Origin of the sequence: Pseudoruminococcus massiliensis, from assembly GCF_900291955.1 — a bacterium.
Classification (GTDB): domain Bacteria; phylum Bacillota; class Clostridia; order Oscillospirales; family Acutalibacteraceae; genus Pseudoruminococcus; species Pseudoruminococcus massiliensis.
In genome coordinates this window covers 245,227-268,308 of the sequence record NZ_OLMR01000002.1, presented here as the reverse complement: position 1 = coordinate 268,308, position 23,082 = coordinate 245,227, and the positions used below count along the sequence as shown (strand labels likewise).

Sequence of the window (23,082 nt, the reverse complement as noted above, 5' to 3'; positions counted from 1 at the left end):
AAATTTTATGAATTTTATTTTAACAATCATTTTTAGATGAAATAAAGTAGACTCAATATTATAGAAATTTGGTGACGAAAATTACTTTTTTTCGACGAGTGGGAGGTATTATACTTTATTTTTGAAAGGTGATTTTCGGGCTTTACCTAAGGTTTATGTAGATTTAATGGTCATTTTTCATAAAATATACAAAAAATTATTAAAATGAGCTAATAAGACTTGAAAATTATCCAAAAAATTGGTATGATATACATATATAATTAAATGGAATACCAAACTACATCGTTTTTGAAATAACCGCAGAAAAATTTTAGTAATTCTTTTCTGTGCTTGTGTATTTTAAATAAAATAAGGTCAAAATCGGTTTGTTTTGGCATTACTCAAAGAGTAGGAGGAGTATATATGATTCTCGAAAACAAAAAAAACCTTGAAATGTCCCCTATTGAATCATTCCACAACGGTGAGAATTATACAGCCTATAATTTTTTTGGCGTACATAAGGTTAAGACTGACAAGGGAATATCTTTTGTGTTTCGTACTTGGGCACCAAACGCAAAGACTGTTTCAGTCGTAGGTACTTTTAATGACTGGGACAGAGAAAAAAATCCCATGCAACGAATCAGCGATGGCGGAGTCTGGGAATGCTATATTGATGAGGGTATAGAAAACTTTACTATATATAAGTATAGCATAGAAACCTTTGATGATGTTTGTATTCTAAAGTCTGACCCATACGCCTATCACTATGAAACACGCCCTAATAACGCGTCTGTATATTTTGATATTGATGGCTTTAAGTGGACTGATGACAAGTGGTATCAACATAAGAAAAATGTATCGCACTATTCAAGTCCTGTGAATATTTATGAGCTTCATATTGGTTCTTGGAGAAAGTATGCAGATGGAAATACTTTCTCTTATACAAAGCTTGCGGACGAGCTTATTCCTTATGTTAAGGATATGGGATACACACATATTGAGCTTATGCCTTTGACAGAATATCCATTTGATGCCTCTTGGGGTTATCAGGTTACAGGATATTTTGCTCCGACTGCACGATATGGTACACCTTTTGATTTTATGACATTTATAGATAGATGCCATGAAGCAGGACTTTATGTTATTATGGACTGGGTTCCTGCACATTTTCCGAGAGATGCTTATGGCCTTGCAAAATTTGATGGTACTCCTTGCTATGAATATGCCGACCCAAGAAAGGGTGAACACAAGGATTGGGGAACTCTTGTGTTCGACTATGGCAAAAATGAGGTTGTAAGCTTCCTTATTTCAAGTGCTATTTTCTGGATGGACCGCTATCACATTGACGGAATTAGAGTTGACGCTGTTGCTTCTATGCTCTATCTTGATTACTCAAGGCGTGATGGCGAATGGGTTCCAAATAAATTTGGTGGTAAGGAAAATCTTGAGGCAGTTGCTTTCCTCAGAAGGCTTAACGAGGTGGCTTTCCAATACTTCCCTGAGGTTATGATGATTGCAGAGGAATCAACCTCTTGGCCAATGGTTTCTCGTCCTACATATTCGGGCGGTTTGGGCTTTAACTATAAGTGGAATATGGGTTGGATGAACGATATGCTACATTATATCTCACTTGACCCACTTTATAGACCATTTAATCACGATAATCTTACATTCTCATTCTACTATGCTTTCTCTGAAAACTTCATTCTTCCGATTTCTCACGATGAAGTTGTTCATGGAAAGGCTTCTCTTATCAATAAAATGCCAGGCAGCTACGAACAGAAGTTTGCAGGAGTTCGTACCTTTATAGCATATATGATGGCTCACCCAGGCAAGAAGCTGGTCTTTATGGGTACTGAATTTGGTCAGTTTAAGGAATGGGATTACGCAACAGAGCTTGATTGGATGTTGACAAGCTATCCTGCACACAATCAGCTCAAGAAATACTTTAAGGCTATTAACCATTTCTATCTTGAGAATAGTCCTCTCTGGGAGATTGATTTCTCTTGGGAAGGCTTTAATTGGATTTCTAACGATGACTATACACAAAGCTGCATAAGCTTCAGAAGAATAGATAAGAGTGGTAAGGAAATTATTGTCGTATGCAACTTCCAGCCGGTCCTTAGAGAAAATTATTCTATTGGTGTTCCTTTTGATGGTACATATGCAGAAATATTCAATACAGAAGCAACTGAATTTGGCGGTTGCGGAATATCAAATGGCAAGGCTATTCGTTCAGATGGTGCTCCAATGCATGGATTTGAACAGTCTATTACATTGACATTGCCACCACTTTCTGTAATGTTCTTTAAGCTTGTAAGAAAGCGTGCCAAGAAAAAGACTATTGATGCTGAGGTTACAGAGAAAAAGAGCAAGGCTAAAGCAAAGGCAAAGCCAGTTTCTAAAGACACAAAGGGCGAAAAGAAAACTAAGACAACTAAAGCTAAAGCAAAATCTAAGCTTATAGATGTTGAGCCTGCCGAGGTTAAGGCAGAGCCAAAGGCTAAAGCTAAGAAAGAAGCTGAGGCAGAGGTCAAGGTTGAGCCAAAGGCTAAGGCTAAGAAAGAAGCTGAGGCAGAGGTCAAGGTTGAGCCTGTCGAGGTTAAGGCAGAGCCAAAGACCAAGGTTAAGAAAGAAGCTAAGGCAGAGGTCAAGGTTGAGCCTGTCGAGGTTAAGGCAGAGCCAAAGACCAAGGCTAAGAAAGAAGTTAAAGCAGAGGTCAAGGTTGAGCCTGTCGAGGTTAAGGCAGAGCCAAAGACCAAGGTTAAGAAAGAAGCTAAGGCAGAGGTCAAGGTTGAGCCTGTTGAGGTTAAGGCAGAGCCAAAGACTAAGGTTAAGAAAGAAGCTGAGGCAGAGGTCAAGGTTGAGCCTGTCGAGGTTAAGGCAGAGCCAAAGACCAAGGCTAAGAAAGAAGTTAAAGCAGAGGTCAAGGTTGAATCCGAGGTTAAGGCTGAACCAAAAAAAGAAATTAAAAAACCTAAAAATAAGAAAAGTAAGGTATAAATATATTGACTATAAAATCGGATAACAAAAGGTTATTCTAAGGAGGAGTACAGATGTATCCAAAGCAAGAGGTTGTAGCAATGTTGCTTGCAGGTGGTCAAGGAAGCAGATTGGGCGTATTGACACAAAAAATTGCAAAGCCAGCAGTTCCGTATGGTGGTAAGTATCGTATAATTGACTTTCCGCTCTCTAACTGTGTGAACTCAGGTATTGAGGCTGTTGGTGTTTTAACGCAATATCAGCCATTAGTTCTTAACGAATATATCGGCAATGGTCAGCCTTGGGATTTGGACGGCATGAATGTTGGCGTTCAGGTTCTTTCACCATATGAGAAAAAAGGTGGTGCGGATTGGTATTCCGGCACAGCAAATGCTATATACCAAAATATAAACTACATAGATAGATATAATCCTGAATATGTTGTTATCCTTTCAGGAGACCATATCTATAAAATGGATTATTCTAAGATGGTTGCTTATCATAAGGAGCATGATGCAGACTGCACTATTGCGGTTATTGATGTTCCGCTTGCAGAGGCTTCACGCTTTGGTATTCTAAACACTAATCCTGATGGTTCTATCTACGAATTTGATGAGAAACCAGCTCATCCAAAGAGTACAAATGCTTCTATGGGTATTTATGTATTCAGTTGGGATAAGCTTAGAAAATATCTTATTGAGGACGAGGCTAATCCAGATTCTTCAAACGATTTTGGTAAGGATATTCTTCCGAAAATGCTTGCAGATGGTCAAAGAATGTTTGCTTATGCATTTTCAGGATATTGGAAAGATGTTGGAACAATCGAAAGTCTTTGGGAGTCTAATATGGACTTGCTCGACCCGAATGTTACTCTCGACCTTGCAGACGAAAACTGGAAGATTTATTCAAGAAATCCTGTTGTTGCTCCACATTATGTCAGCCCAACAGGCGTTGTACAAAATTCGCTCATCTCTGATGGCTGTATAATCGAGGGCAATGTTGATTTCTCAGTTCTTTTTTCTAATGTTACTATTGCTCCAGGTGCAGTTGTAAATGATTCGATACTTATGCCTGGTGTTGTAGTTGAAGAGGGTGCTGTAATTCAATATGCTATCGTATCTGAAAATGCAGTTATCAAGAAAAATGCAGTTGTTGGTGCAAGACCTGAAGATATAGAAAACAAGGAAGATTGGGGAGTTGCCGTTGTTGGCGATAACCGTACAATCGGTGAGGGTGCTGTCGTTGCCCCGAAAGAAATGGTCTACGAAGATAAAGAGGGGGTAAACTGATATGCGTGGAAATAATGTTATAGGCTTGATTTTCACAAACCTTCATGGAGAGCTTATAAGCGAGCTTACTGATAAGAGAACAATGGGTTCTGTTCCTTTCGGGGGAAAGTATAGACTTATAGACTTCCCGCTTTCTAATATGGTAAATTCAGGAATCAACAAGGTTGGTGTTATTACAAAGAATAATTATCAATCACTTATGGACCATATCGGAACAGGTAAGGCTTGGGATTTATCAAGAAAGCGTGACGGACTATTTATGCTTCCTCCTTTTAACAACAGTGAGGAGGAATACAGAAACAGAATAAGTATTCTTAACTCAATTAAGAAATTCCTTATTAATTCTAAAGAAGAATATGTGCTTATTTCTGATTGTGATACTGCTTGCAATATAGATTATCAGAATGTTCTTGAAAAGCATATTTCTAATGATGCTGACATAACTGTTGTGTATAAGAGAGGTCAGCTGCCAGAGCATCAGGACGAACCGACAGTATTTTCTCTTGATTCTACTGGCAGAGTTAAAGATGTCCTCATTAATCCAATCATCGAAGGCCCATGCAGTTTCTATCTTAATAAGATTCTTATGAAGCGTGAGCTTTTGATTTCTCTTGTAAGCGAATGTGTAAGCAAGAATAAGAACAACTTTAAGAGAGATATTATTCAAGGACAATTTGATAAGCTTAAAATTTATGGCTATGAATTTGAAGGCTTCTGTGCAATTATGGATTCTATGAGCAGCTATTTCAATGCAAATATGCAGCTAATGGATTTAAATATAAGGAACGACCTTTTCAATTCTGCAAGACCGATATATACAAAGGTTCGTGACGATATGCCAACAAGATATGGTCTTGGCTCTAATGTTAAGAATACACTTATCGGTAATGGCTGCGTTATCGAAGGCGAAGTTGAAAACTGCGTACTCTTTAAGGGTGTTCATATCGGCAAGGGTGCAAAGGTCAGCAACTGCGTTATAATGCAGGATACAGTCATTGGTGCAGGTTCTAATCTTAGCTATGTTATAGCTGATAAAGATGTTGTTATAAAGGATAATCGCTCTCTTATGGGCTTCCTTACATATCCTGTTTATATTAACAAGGCAAGCACAGTTTGATTTTAAAACTTAAATAACTCTCTTGCTGAGAGTGATTATATGCCGATTTTGTGTAGGGGCTTTCATACTATCGGTATGTATATAAAAATATTCTATACAATGCTTTTTGTATTGTAGTTTTAAGGAGGTATAAACCTTGAAGGTTTTATTTGTAACAAGTGAAGCACAGCCGTTTGCAGCATCAGGCGGTCTGGCAGATGTTTCTGGTTCGTTGCCACAGGCTCTTCGCAGAAGACTTATAGGCACAAGAATTGTTATGCCACTTTATGATGAAATACCACAAAATCTAAAAGACGAAATGCGTTTTATCACAAGTCTTTCTGTGCCTGTTGCATGGAGAAGACAGTATTGTGGTGTTTTTGAGGCTCGTTGGGGCGGAGTAATTTATTATTTCCTCGATAATCAGTATTACTTTAAGCGTTCAGGTCTTTATGGCCACTATGATGATGCAGAGCGTTTTGCTTTCTTCTCAAGAGCGGTTCTTGAAATGCTCCCATTTATCGACTTTAAGCCTGATATTATTCATTGTAATGACTGGCAGACAGCTCTCGTGCCTACATACTATTCACTTTTTTATGGGCAAAATCAATGGTATCAGGGTATTAAGACTATCTTTACTATTCATAATATCCAGTATCAAGGTAAGTATGGCACAGAGCTTTATGAAGAGGTTGTTGGTATTCCACAACATCAGCGTTCAGTCCTCGATTGGGACGGCTGCATTAACTTTATGAAGGGTGCTATCGAAACAGCTAACAGAGTAACAACAGTTAGCCCAAGTTATGCTTGGGAAATTCGTGACCCATGGTTCTCACATGGTCTTGACCCAATTCTTAACGCCCGTTCGTGGAAGCTTTGCGGCATACTGAACGGTATTGATACCGATTCTTATAATCCTGAAACAGATATTCAGATTTATAATAACTTTAGCGTTGATGACCTCAGTGGTAAGGCTGAAAATAAGCGTAAGCTTCAAGAGCGTCTTGCACTTGAGCAAAATCCTGATGTTCCGATTATTGCTATGGTTACAAGACTTGTATCTCATAAGGGTCTTGACCTTGTTAAGGCTGCTCTCGACCAAATGATGCGTGAGGAATATATCCAGTTTGTAATACTTGGTTCAGGCGATTGGGAATACGAAAGCTTCTTCCAGTCAATGCAGGATAGATACCCAGGCAGACTTTGTGCTTGTCATGGCTTTATCCCTGAGCTTTCAAGAAAGATTTATGCAGGTGCAGATATGTTCTTGATGCCTTCTAAAGCAGAGCCTTGTGGACTTTCTCAGATGATTGCTCTCCGCTATGGTACTATTCCGATTGTTCGTGAGGTTGGCGGTCTTCGTGACTCTATTCAAGATAGTGCAAATGGTGATGGCAATGGCTTTACTTTCAAGAATTACGATGCGATGGATATGCTTGGTGCAGTAAGAAGAGCTATTGCAGGATATTGGCAGCGTGATGGCTGGAATGTTCTTGTTAAGCGTGCTATGACATGGGATTTAAGCTGGAATAGAAGTGCTGGCGATTATATCAATCTTTATAAGACTGTTATTAACGAATGATTTTGTTAATAATTGAAATAAAATTGAACAGCTAATAATAAAGACAAGTGATGGCTTAGAATATCACTTGTCTTTTGTTTATTTTTAGATATAATAGCAGAAATTTTCATATATAATCTTGTGTAACAGATTTGTAAGTTGATTTAGAGCATAAACCATATTATTCTTAATTATATTAATATTATTTAGATTTTGGCAAGGAGAATTTCTATGCGTTTTATTAAAATATTTTTAGCTGGCTTTTTGGTGCTTAGCCTTATGCTTTTTATGTGTGGCTGTTCTGATGATGGAGGAAAATCAGAACTGATTATAAAATATAATATCGAAAGTGAACCTATCACACTTGACCCACAGATTGCCAATGATAGCTCGTCAAGGCTTGTAATTCTTAATATTTTTGAAGGGCTTATGAGGCTTGATGAAAAGGATAGGGTCATTCTTGGAGCAGCAAAAAGCTATGAAGCAAACAAAGATTACACACATTTTATATTCACTCTGTGTGATGATTTAAAATGGAATGACGGCACTGAACTTACAGCAGAGGATTTTAGATATGGAATTGTAAGAGCATTATCGCCTGAAACTGGTTCTGAAACAGTTGAGAACCTTTACTGCATAAAAAATGCAGAAAATTTTCATAAGGGCAAGGCTAAGAAATCAGAGCTTGGAATAAGTGTTGATGAAAATAAGATAATCTTCGATTTGGAATATTCGGATGAGGCTTTTCCTAAAGTTTTGACTTCTCCGCCAACTATGCCTTGCAATGAAAAATTCTTTTTGTCAACAAAAGGACAGTATGGCAGAGATGATGAGTTTATTTTGTCAAATGGTGCTTTCTATATTAAAAACTATGGTTGGTCACATAACAATAGCATAAGCCTTGCAAATAATAAAAATTATGTTGGAGATGAAGAGGCTATTCCTGCGGGAATTAATATTTCAATAGGAAGTATAAGAAATGGTTATCAGGCTATTGCTGATGGAAAGGTAGATTGCTATGCAATTTCGGGCAGTGATTTGGAAAGCGCAAAAAATTCTGGAATGACAATTAAGGAATATGATGACACAACATGGGGCATTTGCTTTAATATGCAAAACGAAACTATGCAGAATAGTAATATAAGAAAAGGCTTGCTAAAGGCTCTTAACAGAGAAAATATTGAAAAAGCTGTGCCTGAACATTATAACATCACAAGAGGAATTGTGCCGAAATCTGTGGAAGTAGGTTCGCAGAATTACCGCACAAAAGCTGGCGAGATGTATCTTAAACAGGACAAAAATGCAAGACAGTTTGTTTATGACGGTATGCAAGAGCTTGAATTGACAAGGCTTACTGATATTGAGATTCTTTGCCCTGATGATGAAAAACTTCAACCGCTTATAAATGAAATACTTGAGGATTGGAACGAAAGTACAGGATATTATTTTAATAAAAATCCTGTTCCTCAATCTGAGCTTGAATATGCTGTTTCTGTCGGAAATTATACAGCGGCGTTTTTGCCTATTCAAAGCGACGGTGATTCTCCCTTTGATACACTTAAAAAATTTCGTACAAATGAGAGCGGTAATGTATCAAATTTAAGCTCAAAGGAATATGATTCTTATATCGAAAAAATAGAAGATTCTTCAGATTATGAAAGCTTGGATACAATTATTAAAGCTGAAAAGTATCTTTGTGATAATGCGATATTTTATCCGATTTGTACTGAAACAAGATATTATGCAAGTGCAGAGGGAATAGTGGGGATAATGTTTCATCAATTTGGTGCAGAAGCAGATTTTCGATATGCTTCGGCTGTTGGAGTAGCTAACGATTAGTTAGCATATTTTTCTAAGACACTTAAAAGTTTCGCTCGAGCCTTTTTAAAGGCTCGCAGTTTCCAAAGGCAGAGCCTTTGGTCGCTCTCCGCAGAGAGCGAAATACTTTATACTTCCTAAAGCGCAGGAGGGTAGAAAAATATTCCAGTGGAATGTTTTTCGTAGGGAACCCTCGCAGGGGGTTCCCTGAAAGCTAAATGTTAATTAAAACTTTGTATTTTTATAGTTTTTAAAAGTTGTTATGAGATAATAATTATTGGGGCGAATACAGTTCGCCCCTTTGTTTTTACAAAAATTGTGTTTATTAGGCAAGGAGCAGACAGAAATCTTCTACGCTTAATCCTTTATGCAAGGCACAATTTAAGGACATTCCAACAAGACGAGAGGCTCTTTCTATTAAAAGGTCTATTTCTCGTGGTGTTACTATCATTTGTTCACCACGAGGGGATACAAGACCTTTTTGCTGATATGAAAGCTTAGCTTCTGGGATAAGCTCTAATGCAAGAGTTTGTGCGTCAACTACCGTTGGAACGCCTATGCCTATGACAGGGATTCCCATTGTTTCTTTATTAAGGCTAAGGCGATGATTGCCAACGCCTGAGCCTGGAGAAATTCCTGCGTCTGAAATCTGTATAGTACAGCCAAGCCTTGAAAGACTTCTTGAGGCAAGAGCATCAATCGCTATAACCGCTGAAGGCTTTATGCTCTCAACAACGCTCTTGATGAGTTCGCCTGTTTCTATTCCTGTCTGACCGAGAACACCTGGTGCAAGAACAGCAACTGAACGAAGTCCGGAAAGCCCTAAGGAATGCTTTAATTCTCCTGTTATATGTCGAGTGGCAAGAATATTATCCGCACTTTTTGGGCCGAGGGCATCGGGAGTTATGGTTTCATTGCCTATTCCAGCGATAAGAATAGTCCCTTCTTTTGGGAGCAAGGGTTCAATAAGCTTGCCAATATATTCGGCTTTGGAATCGCCATCACGAAGATTATCTGTGAGCGGTGCAAGTTCGGCGGTTATATATGTTCCGATTGGTTTATTCATCTTTTTGGCGGCTTTTTGGTTGAGGATTTTAATTTCAGAAATTTTAATGCCGTCTTGTTCTTCCTCTTTGACAACTACACCTTCTTCTTTTTCATCAACAAATTCTCTTGCTTCAAGTGCAAGGTCTGTTCGCAGCTGCATAAAAGTTCCTCCTGATAACAAGTTTATTGTTAATAGCTTGCCCAAAAGAAAGCAAATATTACATTTTTCATATTTCGAGGAAATTTAGCATAAGATATATGGAAATAACTGCGGGGTGATATTGTGCTTAATCAGAAATATCTCTATGCACCTAATGATGAACATAATAGGAATTATCTTATAGGTGAGCTTTTTTCTAAATATCCCTTTCTAAAAAAAGAGTGTATAGGTGTAAGTCATTGTGGACGAGAAATTCCTATGCTTAGCTTTGGCACAGGAAAAAAAGTTTTATTTGCGTGTGCCTTTCACGGTATGGAATGGCTGACTACACTTGTTATTCTGAGGTTTCTTGATGAACTTTTGGAAAGCATAAGCAAGAAAAATTTTTTCTGTGGCATTAGAACAGAAAATGCTTTTCACAATCGTACACTTTGTGTTGTGCCTTGTGTAAATCCTGATGGGGTTGAAATTTCTATCAATGGTGCGGAGAGTGCTGGCGAATATTGTGATAGCATTAAGGCAATAGGCAGTGAAAAGCGATGGCAGGCTAATGCCACAGGAGTTGACATAAACCATAATTTCAATGCGGGTTGGAAAGCTTTGAAAGCACTTGAAATAAAGAACGGAATTAACGCTCCAGCACCTACAAGATTTGGTGGAAAATTTCCCGAAAGTGAACCTGAAAGCAGAGCTATGGCAAGGCTTTGCAGAAATAATGATTTTATTCGTGCGTTTGCGTTTCATAGCCAAGGAGAGGAAATTTACTGGAGCTTTGGGAAATATATGCCCGAAAATGCAAGGCTTCAAGGAGAATTACTGGCTGAATTGAGTGGATATACGATGAGTGAACCTGATGGTCTTGCTGTTGGTGGAGGATTTAAGGATTGGTTTGTGGAAACTTTTAATTCTCCCGCTTTTACAATAGAAATAGGAAATGGAAAAAATCCGCTTCCTATTTCTGACCTTGAGGGCATTTATGAAAGATTAAAACAAATGCTCTTGATTTCTATTGTGATGTGATATATAGGAATTAGAATGATTTTAGTAGCTGCGAGCTGTGTTTGCCCAATAAAATGACTTTTGAAAGGCTTGAATGAATTATATAAAGCTAAGCTTACCATACTTGAAAAATGGAGGAAATTGTGATAGTATAGGGTTACGATTGTATGGGCTTTGACTTTGAAAGGAAAGGATAATTATGAAAAAAAGTTATAGATTTATCGCTGTTCTTAGTTCGCTTATTATCTGTGTGGCAGCTTTTAGTGCTTGCGGTGCTGATAATGAAAATAATAACAGTAACGATAGTAGTATAAGTAATTCATCTGCACAGAGTTCTTCCGATGAAAGTTCAGAAAAGAAAACCTCAAGCGATGACGAATCTAAAAATGATGAATCAAGCGAAGATTCTGAAAAAAATGAGAACTCAGAAGAAGGTTCTGAAACAACCGAAAATTCAGATTCAAAAGATTCGTCTGATAAGGAAAGCTCTAAGGCTGAAAGCAGTGTCAACAGTGAACAAAATGCTAGTAATGCAAGTGAAGCTCAAAAGCCTTCTGAAAGCTCAAAATCTACTGGTAACAAGGATTTCGATGAGGTATTTAAGGATAATAAGCTTGATATTTTATTATCAAACGATATGAAGAGAGCAGATACAACAGAGGCTATGTCCGAAACTTTAGCGAAATATGAAAAGCTCTGGCTTGCTGAAGCTGAAAATGCAAATAATAAGCTTCAGGCATCATCTCTTTCTGATGAGGAAAAGAAAGCAATTCAAAGCGATTATGATGCTTGGATAAATGGTTTTCAGACAAAAAGAAAGGAAATTGTAAAAGAAGAAAAATCAAAGTGGGATAGCGGTTCTATTTATATAGTCAATGCTGCTGAGAAAATTAAGGATTATTGCAGAGATTATGCTATGAATCTTTATGAAAAGCTTTATAGAGTTGATGGTAGCTTTGAACTGGCTTATAGCGAATGATTTTATCGAAAGGGAGTGCCATTGAATGACACGAGCTGTCAGACTTTTTAAGAGGTCATTTAGCTTATTATTTTTGGCAGGAATGATGTTTGTCTTGTCGGCTTGTTCATCTGCTGAGGCAAGTAAGCAGAATAATGAATATTATGAGCAGCTGAGCAAATGTACTGATACTTTTCTTATGAAAAACAGAGAGCTTAAAGAAATAAGTAATTCTTGGAGTTATAAAGATAAAGCTTCCACAGAAAAATATATAAATAAGCTTATTGAAATAGAAGAAATTGCCGCAAAGACTAAGAATATTGATGCAAGCAAAAATTTCATTGAATTTGATAAGGAAAATGTTGAAGAACCTTGCGATAAGGTTCTTGAAACTGTTGCTATAACAAAAGCTTTGGTTCAATCAGCATATGATAACAGAGATGATTCTGATTATCAGAAGGTTAATGAGGAAAATTCTGAAATCTATAACGAGGCATATGATGATGTAATATCTTCAGTAGCTACTCTTAGGGCAAGAATCAGATAAACTAAGCTTGCATATATTTACAGAAAATTTCATATAAATTACCACTAAACCATAGGAGGGTAATTATGTGAAAGGCTTTGTAGAACAGAGAGCGGTTGAGCTTGGAGAATATATTATCCAGAGCAAGGCTACTGTAAGAAAGACAGCCAAAAAGTTTGGAATAAGTAAAAGCACTGTTCATAAAGATGTCAGCGAAAGGCTGAAAAAGGTTAATCCACAGCTTTATCGTGAGGTGAAGAGTGTTTTAGAGATAAATAAGGCACAGCGTCATATCCGTGGTGGTATGGCTACAAGAAGAAAATATAAGGGAGATTGCTGAAAGGAATTTTAATTATGAGGAAAGTTAAAGTTGCTGCTGTTCAGATGTCTATGAGCAGTTCTCGTGAAGAAAACATTTCAAAGGCAGAAAAGCTAGTAAGAGAGGCTGCGGCAGAAGGGGCTAATATTGTGCTTCTTCCTGAACTTTTTGAAACGCCATATTTTTGCCAAGAAAGAAATTACGATTATTATTCTCTTGCTTTTGAGGCAAAAAAAGACCCTGCTGTTATAAGAATGACAGAGCTTTCTCGTGAACTTAATCTTGTTATACCTGTAAGCTTTTTTGAGAGAGCAAGGTATCTGAGATATAACAGCGTTGCTATTCTTGATTGTGGAAGCTTTCTTGGCGTTTATAGAAAGACGCACATTCCTGATGACCATTTTTATCAGGAAAAATTCTATTTTTCTCCAGGAGATACAGGCTTTAAAGTATTTAAAACTACTTTCGGAAAAATCGGCGTAGGAATTTGTTGGGACCAGTGGTTTCCTGAGGCAGCAAGATGTATGGCATTAAAGGGTGCAGAGCTTTTATTCTATCCAACTGCGATTGGTTCTGAGCCTATTCTCGAGGTTGACAGTATGCCACACTGGAGGCGTTGTATGCAGGGACATTCAGCTGCAAATATCATTCCTGTAATCGCCGCAAACAGAATTGGCATTGAAAGCGTTGAGCCATCATATGAAAATAATCATCAGAAATCTTCCTTAAAGTTCTATGGCTCATCATTTATCACTGATGAATTGGGCGAGATAAGAGCCTCTGCGGATAGAGAATCCGAAGCTGTTATAACCACAGAATTCGACCTCCACGAGATTGAGGAAGAAAGATTAAGCTGGGGAATTTTCAGAGATAGACGACCTGAACAGTACGGAATTATTGCAGGTCTTAAAGACTAAAAGTTTATAATACAAAAAAGCTACTCTTGCTTATTTTTAGTTTGATATGTATCTGGAATTTTAGACACATATCACTTAGCAAGAGTAGCTTTTTATTTTGTTATAGTATAGCTTTAAAGGTGATTATACCATCATCAACTTTTGCGGAAATCTTTCCCTTGTGAGCCTCAACTATTGCTTTTGCAAGAGATAAGCCTATTCCATAACCACCAGTTTCTCTCGACCTTGACGAATCAGCTCTATAAAATCTATCAAATAATCTTGAAAGCTCGTTTTGCTTTAATGTACAACCTGTATTGCTGACAGCAAGAATTGTTCCTCTGCTATTTCGAGTGAGGGTTACTTTTATTGTGCCGTTTTTATCTGAATATTTTAGTGCATTATCTATTAGAATACCTGTCAATCTTGCTATGCTCTCAGAATCTCCCTTTATAGAAAGCTGTGGAGTTATCTCGGAAACGAGAGTTTTATCAAGCTTTTTGGCAATAGGTTGAAAATCTTCAACAGCGTGTTCTATCGTACCAGAAATTGAAAACATACACATATTTAAAGTGGATTTGCCCTCATCGACCTTAGAAAGCTCAAGCAATGATTTAACAAGGCTATTAAGACGCTTAGTCTGATTGCGTATACTGTCTATCCATTCAGATTTGCCTGTATCAAGCTCAAGAACATCAGCATTAGCAGAAATTATAGCAAGTGGAGTTTTAATTTCGTGACCGGCATCAGTTATGAATTGTTTTTGCTTTTCCATATTTTCTATAACAGGCTTTATTGCTCGGCGTGAAAGCAACGAAACAAGAATAAATACTATCAAAAGGCTTATTGCACCAATAGAACATGACCATATGAGATATGTTGATAATGTTTTTAGCTGATTACTGCGGTCTACAAATACTATAAGCTTTCCATAGCTTTGTTCAGTTATGCGATATTTATATGAACCATAGCTTCCTGAATTTGAACCACTATTCAGCATTTCAAGTGCAATGCTTTCTGCCTCATCTGGTGAAACTGCGGCGATATGTCCTGTGTCCAGCTGAATAATATTATTATCTGAATCAACCATAACAGTAAAAAAGCGTGTTTCAAAGGGCGTTTCTTCTGTCATCATACTGAAATCAAAGAAAGGCTTTCTTTTGTTGAAATCTTTGGGTTCAGTATGGTTATTATTTTTCGGAAATTTACCATCATTATCAGAAAGTATATTGAGAATATTTTCGGTTGCCTCATTTTCGTGAATAGTGACAGCTATATTTATTCCGCCTACTATACATACTATAACTGCAAGAAATGAACACATGGCTATAAGTACAAATTTTTTTTGAAGTTGTTTAATCATATTTCAACCCTCGTTTAATCAGCTTTTTCGAGAGTATAGCCAAGTCCTCGTGATGCTTTAATCTCAACAGTCGAGCCTATTTGAGCGAGCTTTTTTCTTAGTGATGAGATATAAACCCATACAACATTTATTTCTGCTTCGGAATCATAACCCCATACTCGCTCCATAATTTTTTCTGTGGAAATCAGGCTTGCAGGGTTTGAGATGAGAAGCTCGATTATGCCATATTCCTTGCCACCAAGACGGATTGTTTCTTTAGATGTTGAAAGCTCAAAGCTTTGCTTATTTAAGGTTAAGTCGCCATATGTGATTGTATCAATGGCATTACCTGTACTTCGTCTGGTTACAGCTCTTACTCTTGCAAGAAGCTCTCCCATATCAAAGGGCTTTGCGAGATAATCATCGGCGCCGAGGTCAAGACCTGTTATTTTGTCTTCGGTTTCTGATTTTGCGGTGAGGATAAGTACAGGAGTGTTGTTTCCGTGACTTCTAAGTGTTAAGAGTACCTCTAAGCCATTCATTTTTGGCATCATAAGGTCAAGAATAATGCCGTCATATTGGTCGGCTTCTGCATAAGCAAGTGCGTCTTCTCCATCATAAACTGCATCAACAGTATAATTATTATGTCGGAGAATTGCTTTTAACGCATTGGAAAGTTCTTTTTCATCTTCACAAAGTAGAAGCTTCATAATCTCACAACCTTTGAATTTATTCTTTAATTTAAATATATAGAAGAAAACTAAAATTAAATTAAAAATGTTGTAGTGGCTTTTAAGTTTTATAGTTGGTTTTGTAAGAAAAGTTTATTGCCACTATTGAAGATTTTACCAATGAATTACCGACAAGGCGAACTTCGTTCGCCAGAAAGGTGTTTTTAAGGCAACATACCTAACATAAAGGCTATGACATAGGTTATGCCAAATATTATTGGCTGATGTGCAACATATATCAGAAGTGCGTGTCTGCCCAAGAATGAGAAAAATGGAATATGGCTTTTATAAGCGAATTTCGGAAACCTTTCTTCTGCAGCGTACTTACCTATATATGTTCCGAAAAGAAATGCGAAAAGCCATGGTATCAACGGAAAATAGTCTGATGAAGAAAAGCTTGCATTTGGAAAGCCTATCGGAAATAGCCAAGATGTTGAATAAAGTACATTCGGAAGCTTTATTGCAAAAATATTTGGTATGCCAAGGTATCTATACGGCACACAATAGCTTATTGCAAACAGAACTGCGAATAAAATCATTCCGAATATTCGTGGTATTTTTGAGAGTGGCTTTTGCATCAATCCATATATTAGCATAGAAACAGAAAGCATATGCAGGACGCCAAACTGGATTATATATTCTGGCTCTACGACTGATGTTACAAGTGTTACTGCCATTGCCACTATAAAAAGCTTTGCACCACGAGATAGATTTGAGTGGCTAAGATTTGAAGATATTCCTGATATTATTATAAAAATTGCCGCAAAAAATGGTTCTGCCGGCATAAAGAATTTTAGTAAAGATAAAAAGAATGGAACTTTGAAAATTTCACCGATAGAAAAAAATGCGTGATAAAATACCATACAAAATACAGAAAAGCCTCGCAGTTCATCAAGAGCATAAATTCGCCTTCGATTTGATTTCGGTTTTTGGGTTTTGTTGAAAAATTTTTCAATATTCATTTTATTTCCTCCAATAATGCCGAAATATCTTAGTGGGGCTTTTCGCAATCAAATATATATGCTACAATTATAACAAAGAAAAAGGGATTTTTCAACTTGAAGGAGAGTTGGGTAATGAGAAAGTATGACGCTGTATTTTTTGACCTTGACGGAACTCTTAGCGAATCCGGAGAAGGCATACTTTGGTGTGTCAGAAGGACAATAGAGGATTTAAAAATAGTTGTTCCGGAAAATTTCAGACTTGAATCATTTATCGGTCCGCCACTTGCAGATAGTTTTTATAGGCTTGGTCTTGATGATGAAAAGGTCAAGTTTGGTGTTAAAACTTATAAGAGCTATTATGATACTAAGGGCAAGTATATGAATAAAGCTTATGACGGAATCAAAGAGCTTTTAGAAAGACTTCGTGAAAAGGGTTACAAGCTTGGAGTTGCAACCTCTAAGTATGAGCTTTTTGCAAGGCAGATTATAGATAATATCGGACTCTTGCAATATTTTGATTTTGTTTCGGGTGCTACGGCAAACGCAGAGCGTCAGAAGAAAATTGATGTGCTTAATTATGGAATTAAAAATCTTGGTGCTACTCCCGAAAATTCTGCCTTGATTGGCGATACCAAGTTTGATGCAGAGGGAGCAAGGCTTTGTGGCTGTGGCTTTGTCGGGGTTTTATATGGATATGGAACTCGTAAAGAAATGGAAGCCGAGGGTGCTGTGAATTTTGCCGAAACAGCAGGCGAAATTGAGAAGTTTCTTTGAGCTTATATGCACAAATTGACGAAAAATCTTTTTTCCGACTGAAAATTAAAATTAGTGCTATGATTATTCGAAATTATATGTTATAATAAAAAATAAGGGTGTAAAAACACAAGAAGAGCTTTGAAAATTTGCTCTGTGCAAAATGCACATCGTATTTTAGCCAAAAATTGCACATTATTTTAAGGATTTTTCGCTATTATGTATTGAAAAAATCATAAAATTGTGTTAATATCTATTTATGGGCTGTTATTTTGACATATTTGTAAAATAAAGTTAGTATAATTTAAATTGGTGTGTAGATTTTATTTGGAAGTTTATACATTATTTAATTCTGCTTGAACAGCCAAAATTTATTTTGTAATTATTTCGCCATTATACCTTTATAAACCCAGGCGGAGAAAATTTTATATGGACGGAGATGATTTCATGGCAAGAAGTGCCGGAATTCTTATGCCGATTACTTCCCTTCCGTCACCATACGGAATTGGTACTATCGGCAAGGCGGCCTATGACTTCGTTGATTTCTTGAAGTATTCAGGTCAAAAATACTGGCAGATTCTTCCTGTTGGACCGACAAGCTATGGCGATTCGCCATATCAGTCGTTCTCAACCTATGCAGGTAACCCATATCTGATTGACCTCGACTTCCTTTGCGAGGAAAATTTGCTGATTCGTGATGAGATTACAGCTTTAGATTGGGGAGAAGACGAGGAAAAGATAGATTATGCAAAAATCTATAATAATCGCTTTAAGGTTCTGAAAATTGCTTATGACCGCTTTATGGCTCTTGATGACAAAGAAAAGTGGGATTTTTGGAAGTTCTGTGACAAAAATGACAGCTGGCTCGGAAATTATGCTTTGTATATGTCTGTAAAGAACTATTTCGGAAACAAGGCATGGACAGAGTGGCCTGATAAGCTTATAAGACATCGTAACCCTGATACTATAAATTATTATAATAAGCTTCTCGGATATGATGTAGGTTTTTGGAAGTTTGTTCAGTATAAGTTTTATAGCCAATGGGCAGACTTTAAGAAATACGCAAATGACAACGGTGTTCTCATCTTCGGAGATATGCCTATCTATGTTGCAATGGATAGTGCTGATACATGGGCTAACCCTGATGTATTCTGGCTCGATAGTGACCGTAAGCCTGTATGTGTTGCGGGTTGTCCTCCGGATTATTTCTCAGAAACAGGTCAACTTTGGGGCAATCCACTTTATGATTGGATTTATCTTGAGGAAACAGGCTATGACTGGTGGTTTAAGCGTATTGAAAGTGCATCAAAGATGTTCGATGTAACTCGTATCGACCATTTCAGAGCTTTTGCTTCTTTCTACGCTATTCCGTATCCTGCGGAAAATGCTATAAACGGTTCTTGGATCGAAGGACCTGGTATGAATTTCTTTAATAAGCTTAAAGAGCGTCTGGGCGATATTCCGATTATTGCCGAGGACCTCGGTCTTATGACACCCGATGTAATCAAGCTTCTTAAAGATACTGGATACCCAGGAATGAAGATTCTTGAATTTGCATTCGATTCTAAGGAGGATAGCGACTATCTTCCACATAACTTTAGTTCAAATACAGTTTGCTATATTGGCACTCATGATAATGATACAGTCTGTGGTTGGTATAACCATGCAAGTGAAGAAGACCAAGAATTTGCTAATGAATACTGTAACCTGAATAAAAAGGAAGGCATAAACTGGGGCTTTATACGCACAGCATATCAGAGCGTCAGCGATTATGCGATTGTTCAAATGCAGGATATCCTCGGACTTGGCTCTGAGGCTCGTATAAATATCCCTTCAACGCTCGGTGGCAACTGGGCTTGGAGAATGAAAGCAGGTGCTAATACACCTGAGATTTCAAAAAAGCTTTATAAGTTATCAAAAATCTACAGAAGGCTGGAGGACAAAAAAGAAATGAAGAACAACATCATCGACAACCTTATTTTGACAGCGAAGAACGAGTATTGTAAGGAGCTTGAGGAGCTTTCTCCTGCAGAGCTTCATGAATGCCTCGGCAGAGCTATGATGGGCGAAATCACTGAAAAGTGGGCTAAGGCTAAGAAGAACCACGCAAATTCACGCCGTGCTTACTATTTCTCAGCAGAGTTCCTTATGGGACGAATGATGTATAATAACCTTTATGCTATGGGTGTTCTTGACCAAGTTAAGAAGCTTCTCGCTGACAAGGGCATTGATATCAATGTATTCGAGGAAATCGACGACGCTGCTCTCGGTAACGGCGGTCTCGGCAGACTCGCAGCTTGCTTCCTTGATTCTGCTGCAACTCAGGATGTACCTCTCGATGGCTATGGAATCCGTTATAAGTACGGTCTTTTCAAGCAGAGCATTGAAGACGGTTTCCAGGTAGAAAGAGCTGACGATTGGCAGAGCTTCGGTGACCCATGGTGCATCAGAAGAAATGAGGATACTGTTATTGTTAAGTTCGCTGATCAGGTTGTTAAGGCCGTTCCTTATGATATGGCTGTTATCGGCTATGGTACAGACAACATCAATACACTTCGTCTTTGGGAAGCAGAAGCTCTTAATGACTTTGACTTCCTCCAGTTTAACGACAGCCATTATGATGCTGCTGTTCAGGATAAGAACGATGCAGAAAACATCACAAAGGTTCTTTATCCTAACGACAACCAGTATGAAGGTAAGGTTCTTAGATTAAAGCAGCAGTATTTCTTCTGCAGTGCTTCTCTCCAAGATATTATTAAGAGATATAAGGCTAAGTATGGCAATGATTATTCTAACTTTGCTAATCATTGTGCTATTCAGCTCAACGATACACACCCAGTTATCTCTATTCCTGAGCTTATCAGACTTCTTGAGCTTGATGGTCTTTCATTTGATGCTGCTTTCGATATTGCTCAGAAAACATTCGCATATACAAACCACACTGTTATGTCAGAGGCTCTTGAGAAGTGGGATATCAACCTCCTCACAGATGTTATTCCTGATGTTGTTGAAATCATCAAGAATATCGACGCTCGCCTCGTAGCTGACCTTACAGCTAAGGGTCTTAATGTTCCTGTTGAGTGTGAATGTGCTTGTGCTAAGGCAGACGCTAAGAAGGAAAAAGAACCTGTTAAGACAAAGCTTGATGGTATGAGAATTATCGACGGCAACCTTGTTCATATGGCAAGACTTGCAGTTTATGCTTCAAGCTATACAAACGGTGTTGCTTGGATTCATACAGAAATCCTCAAGGATGATGTTCTCAAGGATTGGTATGCTATCTATCCAGAAAGATTCCAGAACAAGACAAATGGTGTTACACAGCGCCGTTGGCTTGGTCTCTGCAACCCACAGCTTTCTGAACTTATCTCTGATAAGATTGGCACAAAGTGGGTAAGAAATCTTGATGAGCTTTCTAAGCTTAATGACAAGATTGATGAAGACCTCGTTAAGCAATTCAACGCTATTAAGCTTGAGAAGAAGCAAGAGCTTGCTGATTACATCGCAAAGCATGATGGCGTACAGCTCGACCCTAACTTCATCTTCGATATTCAGGTTAAGCGTCTTCACGAGTATAAGAGACAACTCCTCAATGCTTTCTCTATAATGGCTATCTACTTCCGTTTGAAGGAAGGCAAGCTTCCTAACTTCACACCAACAGCATTTATCTTTGGTGCTAAGGCTGCTCCTGGCTATGCAAGAGCTAAGGCTATCATTAAGTATATCAACGAAATTGCTAAGCTCGTAAATAACGACCCTGATGTTAATGACAAGCTCAGAGTTGTATTCGTAGCTAACTACAATGTTTCCTATGCAGAGAAGATTATGCCAGCTGCTGATATTTCTGAGCAGATTTCTACTGCTGGTACAGAGGCTTCTGGTACAGGTAATATGAAGTTCATGATTAATGGTGCTGTTACTCTCGGAACATTCGATGGTGCTAATGTTGAAATCGTTCAGCAGGCTGGTGAAGAGAATAACTACATCTTCGGTGCAAGAGTTGAGGAAATCAACGAGCTTAAGAACAACTATGACCCTAAGGCTATCTATGAAGCTAACCCAGAAATCAAGAAGGTTATTGATACTCTTATTGATGGTCGTTTCACAGACGGTGGCAACAAGACAGGCGAAGGCAGCTTTGCAGAGCTCCGTCAGTCAATTCTCGAGGGTGCAAGCTGGCATCAACCAGACCACTACTTCATTCTTAGAGACCTTCCTGATTATATTGATGCTAAGCTTAAGGCTAACACTGATTATAAGGACAGAATCGCATTTGGTACAAAGTGCCTTAAGAACACAGCTAACTCTGGCACATTCTCAAGTGACAGAACTATCCTTCAATATGCTAAGGAACTTTGGAAGCTTATGTAATTTAAAGCCTACACTCGTAAGCTAAAATGATATAGCGATTTAGCTCTCCTTGAATCTGTATTTTGCAGATTTAGGGAGAGTTTTTATTTTAAGAGCTTATTTTAGCTTTAGTGCATGGGATTTATCAAGTGCTTTAATACTATATATTATTTGTTAATTCGACAAAATTTTCTGGTATTTGTTGACAGGCATTATGATTGTATAGTAAGCTATTATACGTAATAAAATTATGAATGTGGGGAAAGTTATGACTAATACTTCAGTACTTCAGGGCTTGGCGAATAATTGCAGACTTCAATATGTAAATGAGCCTGAGCCTGCTGCTTTTGGTGTATTTGACAACTTTGGTATTGTTGTTAAATATTTAGCTTCTGAGCGACAGTATATCATTCTTGTCAGTGCGGCGGCAACATCTGATGAAGCTGTAAATGGTATGATTTCAAGTCTAAGCCAATTTGCAGGTGAACGCAAAAAAACGATAAACTATACAAGCTATCTTGATAAGGTAGTTACTATCAGCGTTCGTGATGTGGGCAAGAATACAATTTCTGCATTGCAGGAGGCTGTCGGAGCAGCTACTTATTTTTGTAATCAGTTTGGATTTGTTCCAGTATGTAAGTATTGTGGAAATCAAATGGATTTAGGGTTTTTTGCTATTGGTGGAACTGTTGATACTATGTGTACACAGTGCTTTAATAAAAAACAAGCTGAAACAAGCAATATGGCTATGACAGAGGCTAACAAACAATTTAATCTTCCTATGGGAATTTTAGGGGCTGTTTTAGGAGCACTTATTGGAGGAATTGTTTGGATTATTACTTATCAGCTTGGATTTCTATTATTTATTACAGGTGCGATTATAGTATTTTGTTCATGTATGCTTTTGAAGAAAATGGGTGGAAAGCTTACCGTAGGTGGACTTATTACTTCATTGGTTATTTCGCTTGTTATGGTCTTTGCTGCTGAATATCTTGCTGTGGGTATAAGTTTATTTACACAAGGAGGTTCGGAATTGATGTTATCATTTGGAGATTCTTTTAAGCTTTTGAATATGCTCTTATTTGATAACAGTCTTAACGATATTGGATATGGAATGTCATCAGCCATAAAAGAACTTAAATCTGGAATGGCTGAAGATATGATTTATGGCTTGATTTCTTATGTGGTTGCGGCAGTACTATTTATAGTAGATTATGCTAAAGAGAAAAAAGTTAAATATCAGGCTATAAGATTAGGATAATTTTTAAGAATGTTCTGGGCGGAGGTTGCTTCGCTCAGGCTTTTTTTTATTTAAAATATATAAAAGCTAAA

The 23,082-nt window shown here is 37.7% G+C and carries 16 protein-coding genes and 2 pseudogenes; 14 read left to right on the top strand and 4 right to left on the bottom strand.

Going from position 1 to position 23,082, the window contains the following annotated elements; all coding sequences use genetic code 11:
- Positions 1-402 precede the first annotated feature (402 nt).
- The 5 genes and pseudogenes from glgB to C9914_RS04120 all read left to right on the top strand — a co-directional run.
- A pseudogene (gene glgB, locus C9914_RS04140) lies at positions 403-2,535 on the top strand (1,4-alpha-glucan branching protein GlgB); the annotation flags it as partial.
- Positions 2,536-3,035: 500 nt separating this feature from the next.
- A complete protein-coding gene (locus C9914_RS04135; protein ID WP_106763570.1) occupies positions 3,036-4,250 on the top strand; it encodes a glucose-1-phosphate adenylyltransferase in 1,215 nt (404 codons plus the stop codon).
- Position 4,251: 1 nt separating this feature from the next.
- Positions 4,252-5,367 (top strand): glucose-1-phosphate adenylyltransferase subunit GlgD, encoded by a 1,116-nt coding sequence (gene glgD, locus C9914_RS04130; RefSeq protein ID WP_106763568.1) that lies wholly within the window; start codon positions 4,252-4,254, stop codon positions 5,365-5,367.
- A 136-nt stretch (positions 5,368-5,503) separates the two neighbouring features.
- Positions 5,504-6,928 (top strand): glycogen synthase GlgA, encoded by a 1,425-nt coding sequence (glgA, locus tag C9914_RS04125; protein WP_106763567.1) that lies wholly within the window; start codon positions 5,504-5,506, stop codon positions 6,926-6,928.
- A 210-nt stretch (positions 6,929-7,138) separates the two neighbouring features.
- Positions 7,139-8,746: a peptide ABC transporter substrate-binding protein gene (locus C9914_RS04120; protein WP_106763565.1), complete on the top strand. Its 1,608-nt coding sequence runs from the start codon at positions 7,139-7,141 to the stop codon at positions 8,744-8,746.
- Between the two features lie 304 nt (positions 8,747-9,050).
- On the opposite strand, the gene gpr is transcribed toward C9914_RS04120, so the two are convergent.
- Positions 9,051-9,932 (bottom strand): GPR endopeptidase, encoded by an 882-nt coding sequence (gene gpr, locus C9914_RS04115; RefSeq protein ID WP_106763564.1) that lies wholly within the window; start codon positions 9,930-9,932, stop codon positions 9,051-9,053.
- Between the two features lie 123 nt (positions 9,933-10,055).
- Between gpr and C9914_RS04110 the strand changes: the two genes are divergently transcribed.
- The 5 genes from C9914_RS04110 to aguB all read left to right on the top strand — a co-directional run bounded on the left by C9914_RS04110 (position 10,056) and on the right by aguB (position 13,651).
- Positions 10,056-10,952, top strand: a complete 897-nt coding sequence (locus C9914_RS04110; RefSeq protein WP_158707327.1) for a M14 family metallopeptidase — start codon at positions 10,056-10,058, stop codon at positions 10,950-10,952.
- A 178-nt stretch (positions 10,953-11,130) separates the two neighbouring features.
- Positions 11,131-11,910: a hypothetical protein gene (locus C9914_RS04105; protein ID WP_106763561.1), complete on the top strand. Its 780-nt coding sequence runs from the start codon at positions 11,131-11,133 to the stop codon at positions 11,908-11,910.
- Between the two features lie 25 nt (positions 11,911-11,935).
- The gene (locus C9914_RS04100; protein ID WP_106763559.1) at positions 11,936-12,436 is read left to right on the top strand and encodes a hypothetical protein; all 501 of its coding nucleotides are present in this window, start codon (positions 11,936-11,938) and stop codon (positions 12,434-12,436) included.
- Positions 12,437-12,503: 67 nt separating this feature from the next.
- Positions 12,504-12,755, top strand: a complete 252-nt coding sequence (gene spoIIID, locus C9914_RS04095) for a sporulation transcriptional regulator SpoIIID (protein WP_022263823.1) — start codon at positions 12,504-12,506, stop codon at positions 12,753-12,755.
- A gap of 14 nt (positions 12,756-12,769) precedes the next feature.
- Positions 12,770-13,651, top strand: coding sequence for an N-carbamoylputrescine amidase (aguB, locus tag C9914_RS04090; RefSeq protein WP_106763557.1), 882 nt, complete (start codon positions 12,770-12,772; stop codon positions 13,649-13,651).
- 100 nt (positions 13,652-13,751) lie between these two features.
- Here aguB and C9914_RS04085 read toward each other — a convergent pair whose 3' ends face one another.
- The 3 genes from C9914_RS04085 to C9914_RS04075 all read right to left on the bottom strand — a co-directional run bounded on the left by C9914_RS04085 (position 13,752) and on the right by C9914_RS04075 (position 16,665).
- Complete coding sequence (locus tag C9914_RS04085) at positions 13,752-14,993, bottom strand: sensor histidine kinase (RefSeq protein WP_106763556.1); 1,242 nt, start codon at positions 14,991-14,993, stop codon at positions 13,752-13,754.
- 14 nt (positions 14,994-15,007) lie between these two features.
- The gene (locus C9914_RS04080) at positions 15,008-15,682 is read right to left on the bottom strand and encodes a response regulator transcription factor (protein ID WP_106763554.1); all 675 of its coding nucleotides are present in this window, start codon (positions 15,680-15,682) and stop codon (positions 15,008-15,010) included.
- A 185-nt stretch (positions 15,683-15,867) separates the two neighbouring features.
- Positions 15,868-16,665 carry a heparan-alpha-glucosaminide N-acetyltransferase domain-containing protein gene (locus tag C9914_RS04075; protein ID WP_106763552.1) on the bottom strand — a complete coding sequence of 266 codons (798 nt, stop codon included), beginning with the start codon at positions 16,663-16,665 and terminating at the stop codon, positions 15,868-15,870.
- A 114-nt stretch (positions 16,666-16,779) separates the two neighbouring features.
- On the opposite strand from C9914_RS04075, the gene C9914_RS04070 reads away from it, so the two are divergent.
- From C9914_RS04070 to C9914_RS04060, 4 genes and pseudogenes are all read left to right on the top strand, one after another.
- Positions 16,780-17,421, top strand: coding sequence for an HAD hydrolase-like protein (locus C9914_RS04070; RefSeq protein WP_022263818.1), 642 nt, complete (start codon positions 16,780-16,782; stop codon positions 17,419-17,421).
- A gap of 408 nt (positions 17,422-17,829) precedes the next feature.
- A pseudogene (gene malQ, locus C9914_RS12010) lies at positions 17,830-19,320 on the top strand (4-alpha-glucanotransferase); the annotation flags it as partial.
- 30 nt (positions 19,321-19,350) lie between these two features.
- Complete coding sequence (locus C9914_RS12005; RefSeq protein ID WP_408003187.1) at positions 19,351-21,771, top strand: glycogen/starch/alpha-glucan phosphorylase; 2,421 nt, start codon at positions 19,351-19,353, stop codon at positions 21,769-21,771.
- A gap of 247 nt (positions 21,772-22,018) precedes the next feature.
- Complete coding sequence (locus tag C9914_RS04060; protein WP_106763551.1) at positions 22,019-23,011, top strand: hypothetical protein; 993 nt, start codon at positions 22,019-22,021, stop codon at positions 23,009-23,011.
- Positions 23,012-23,082 lie beyond the last annotated feature (71 nt).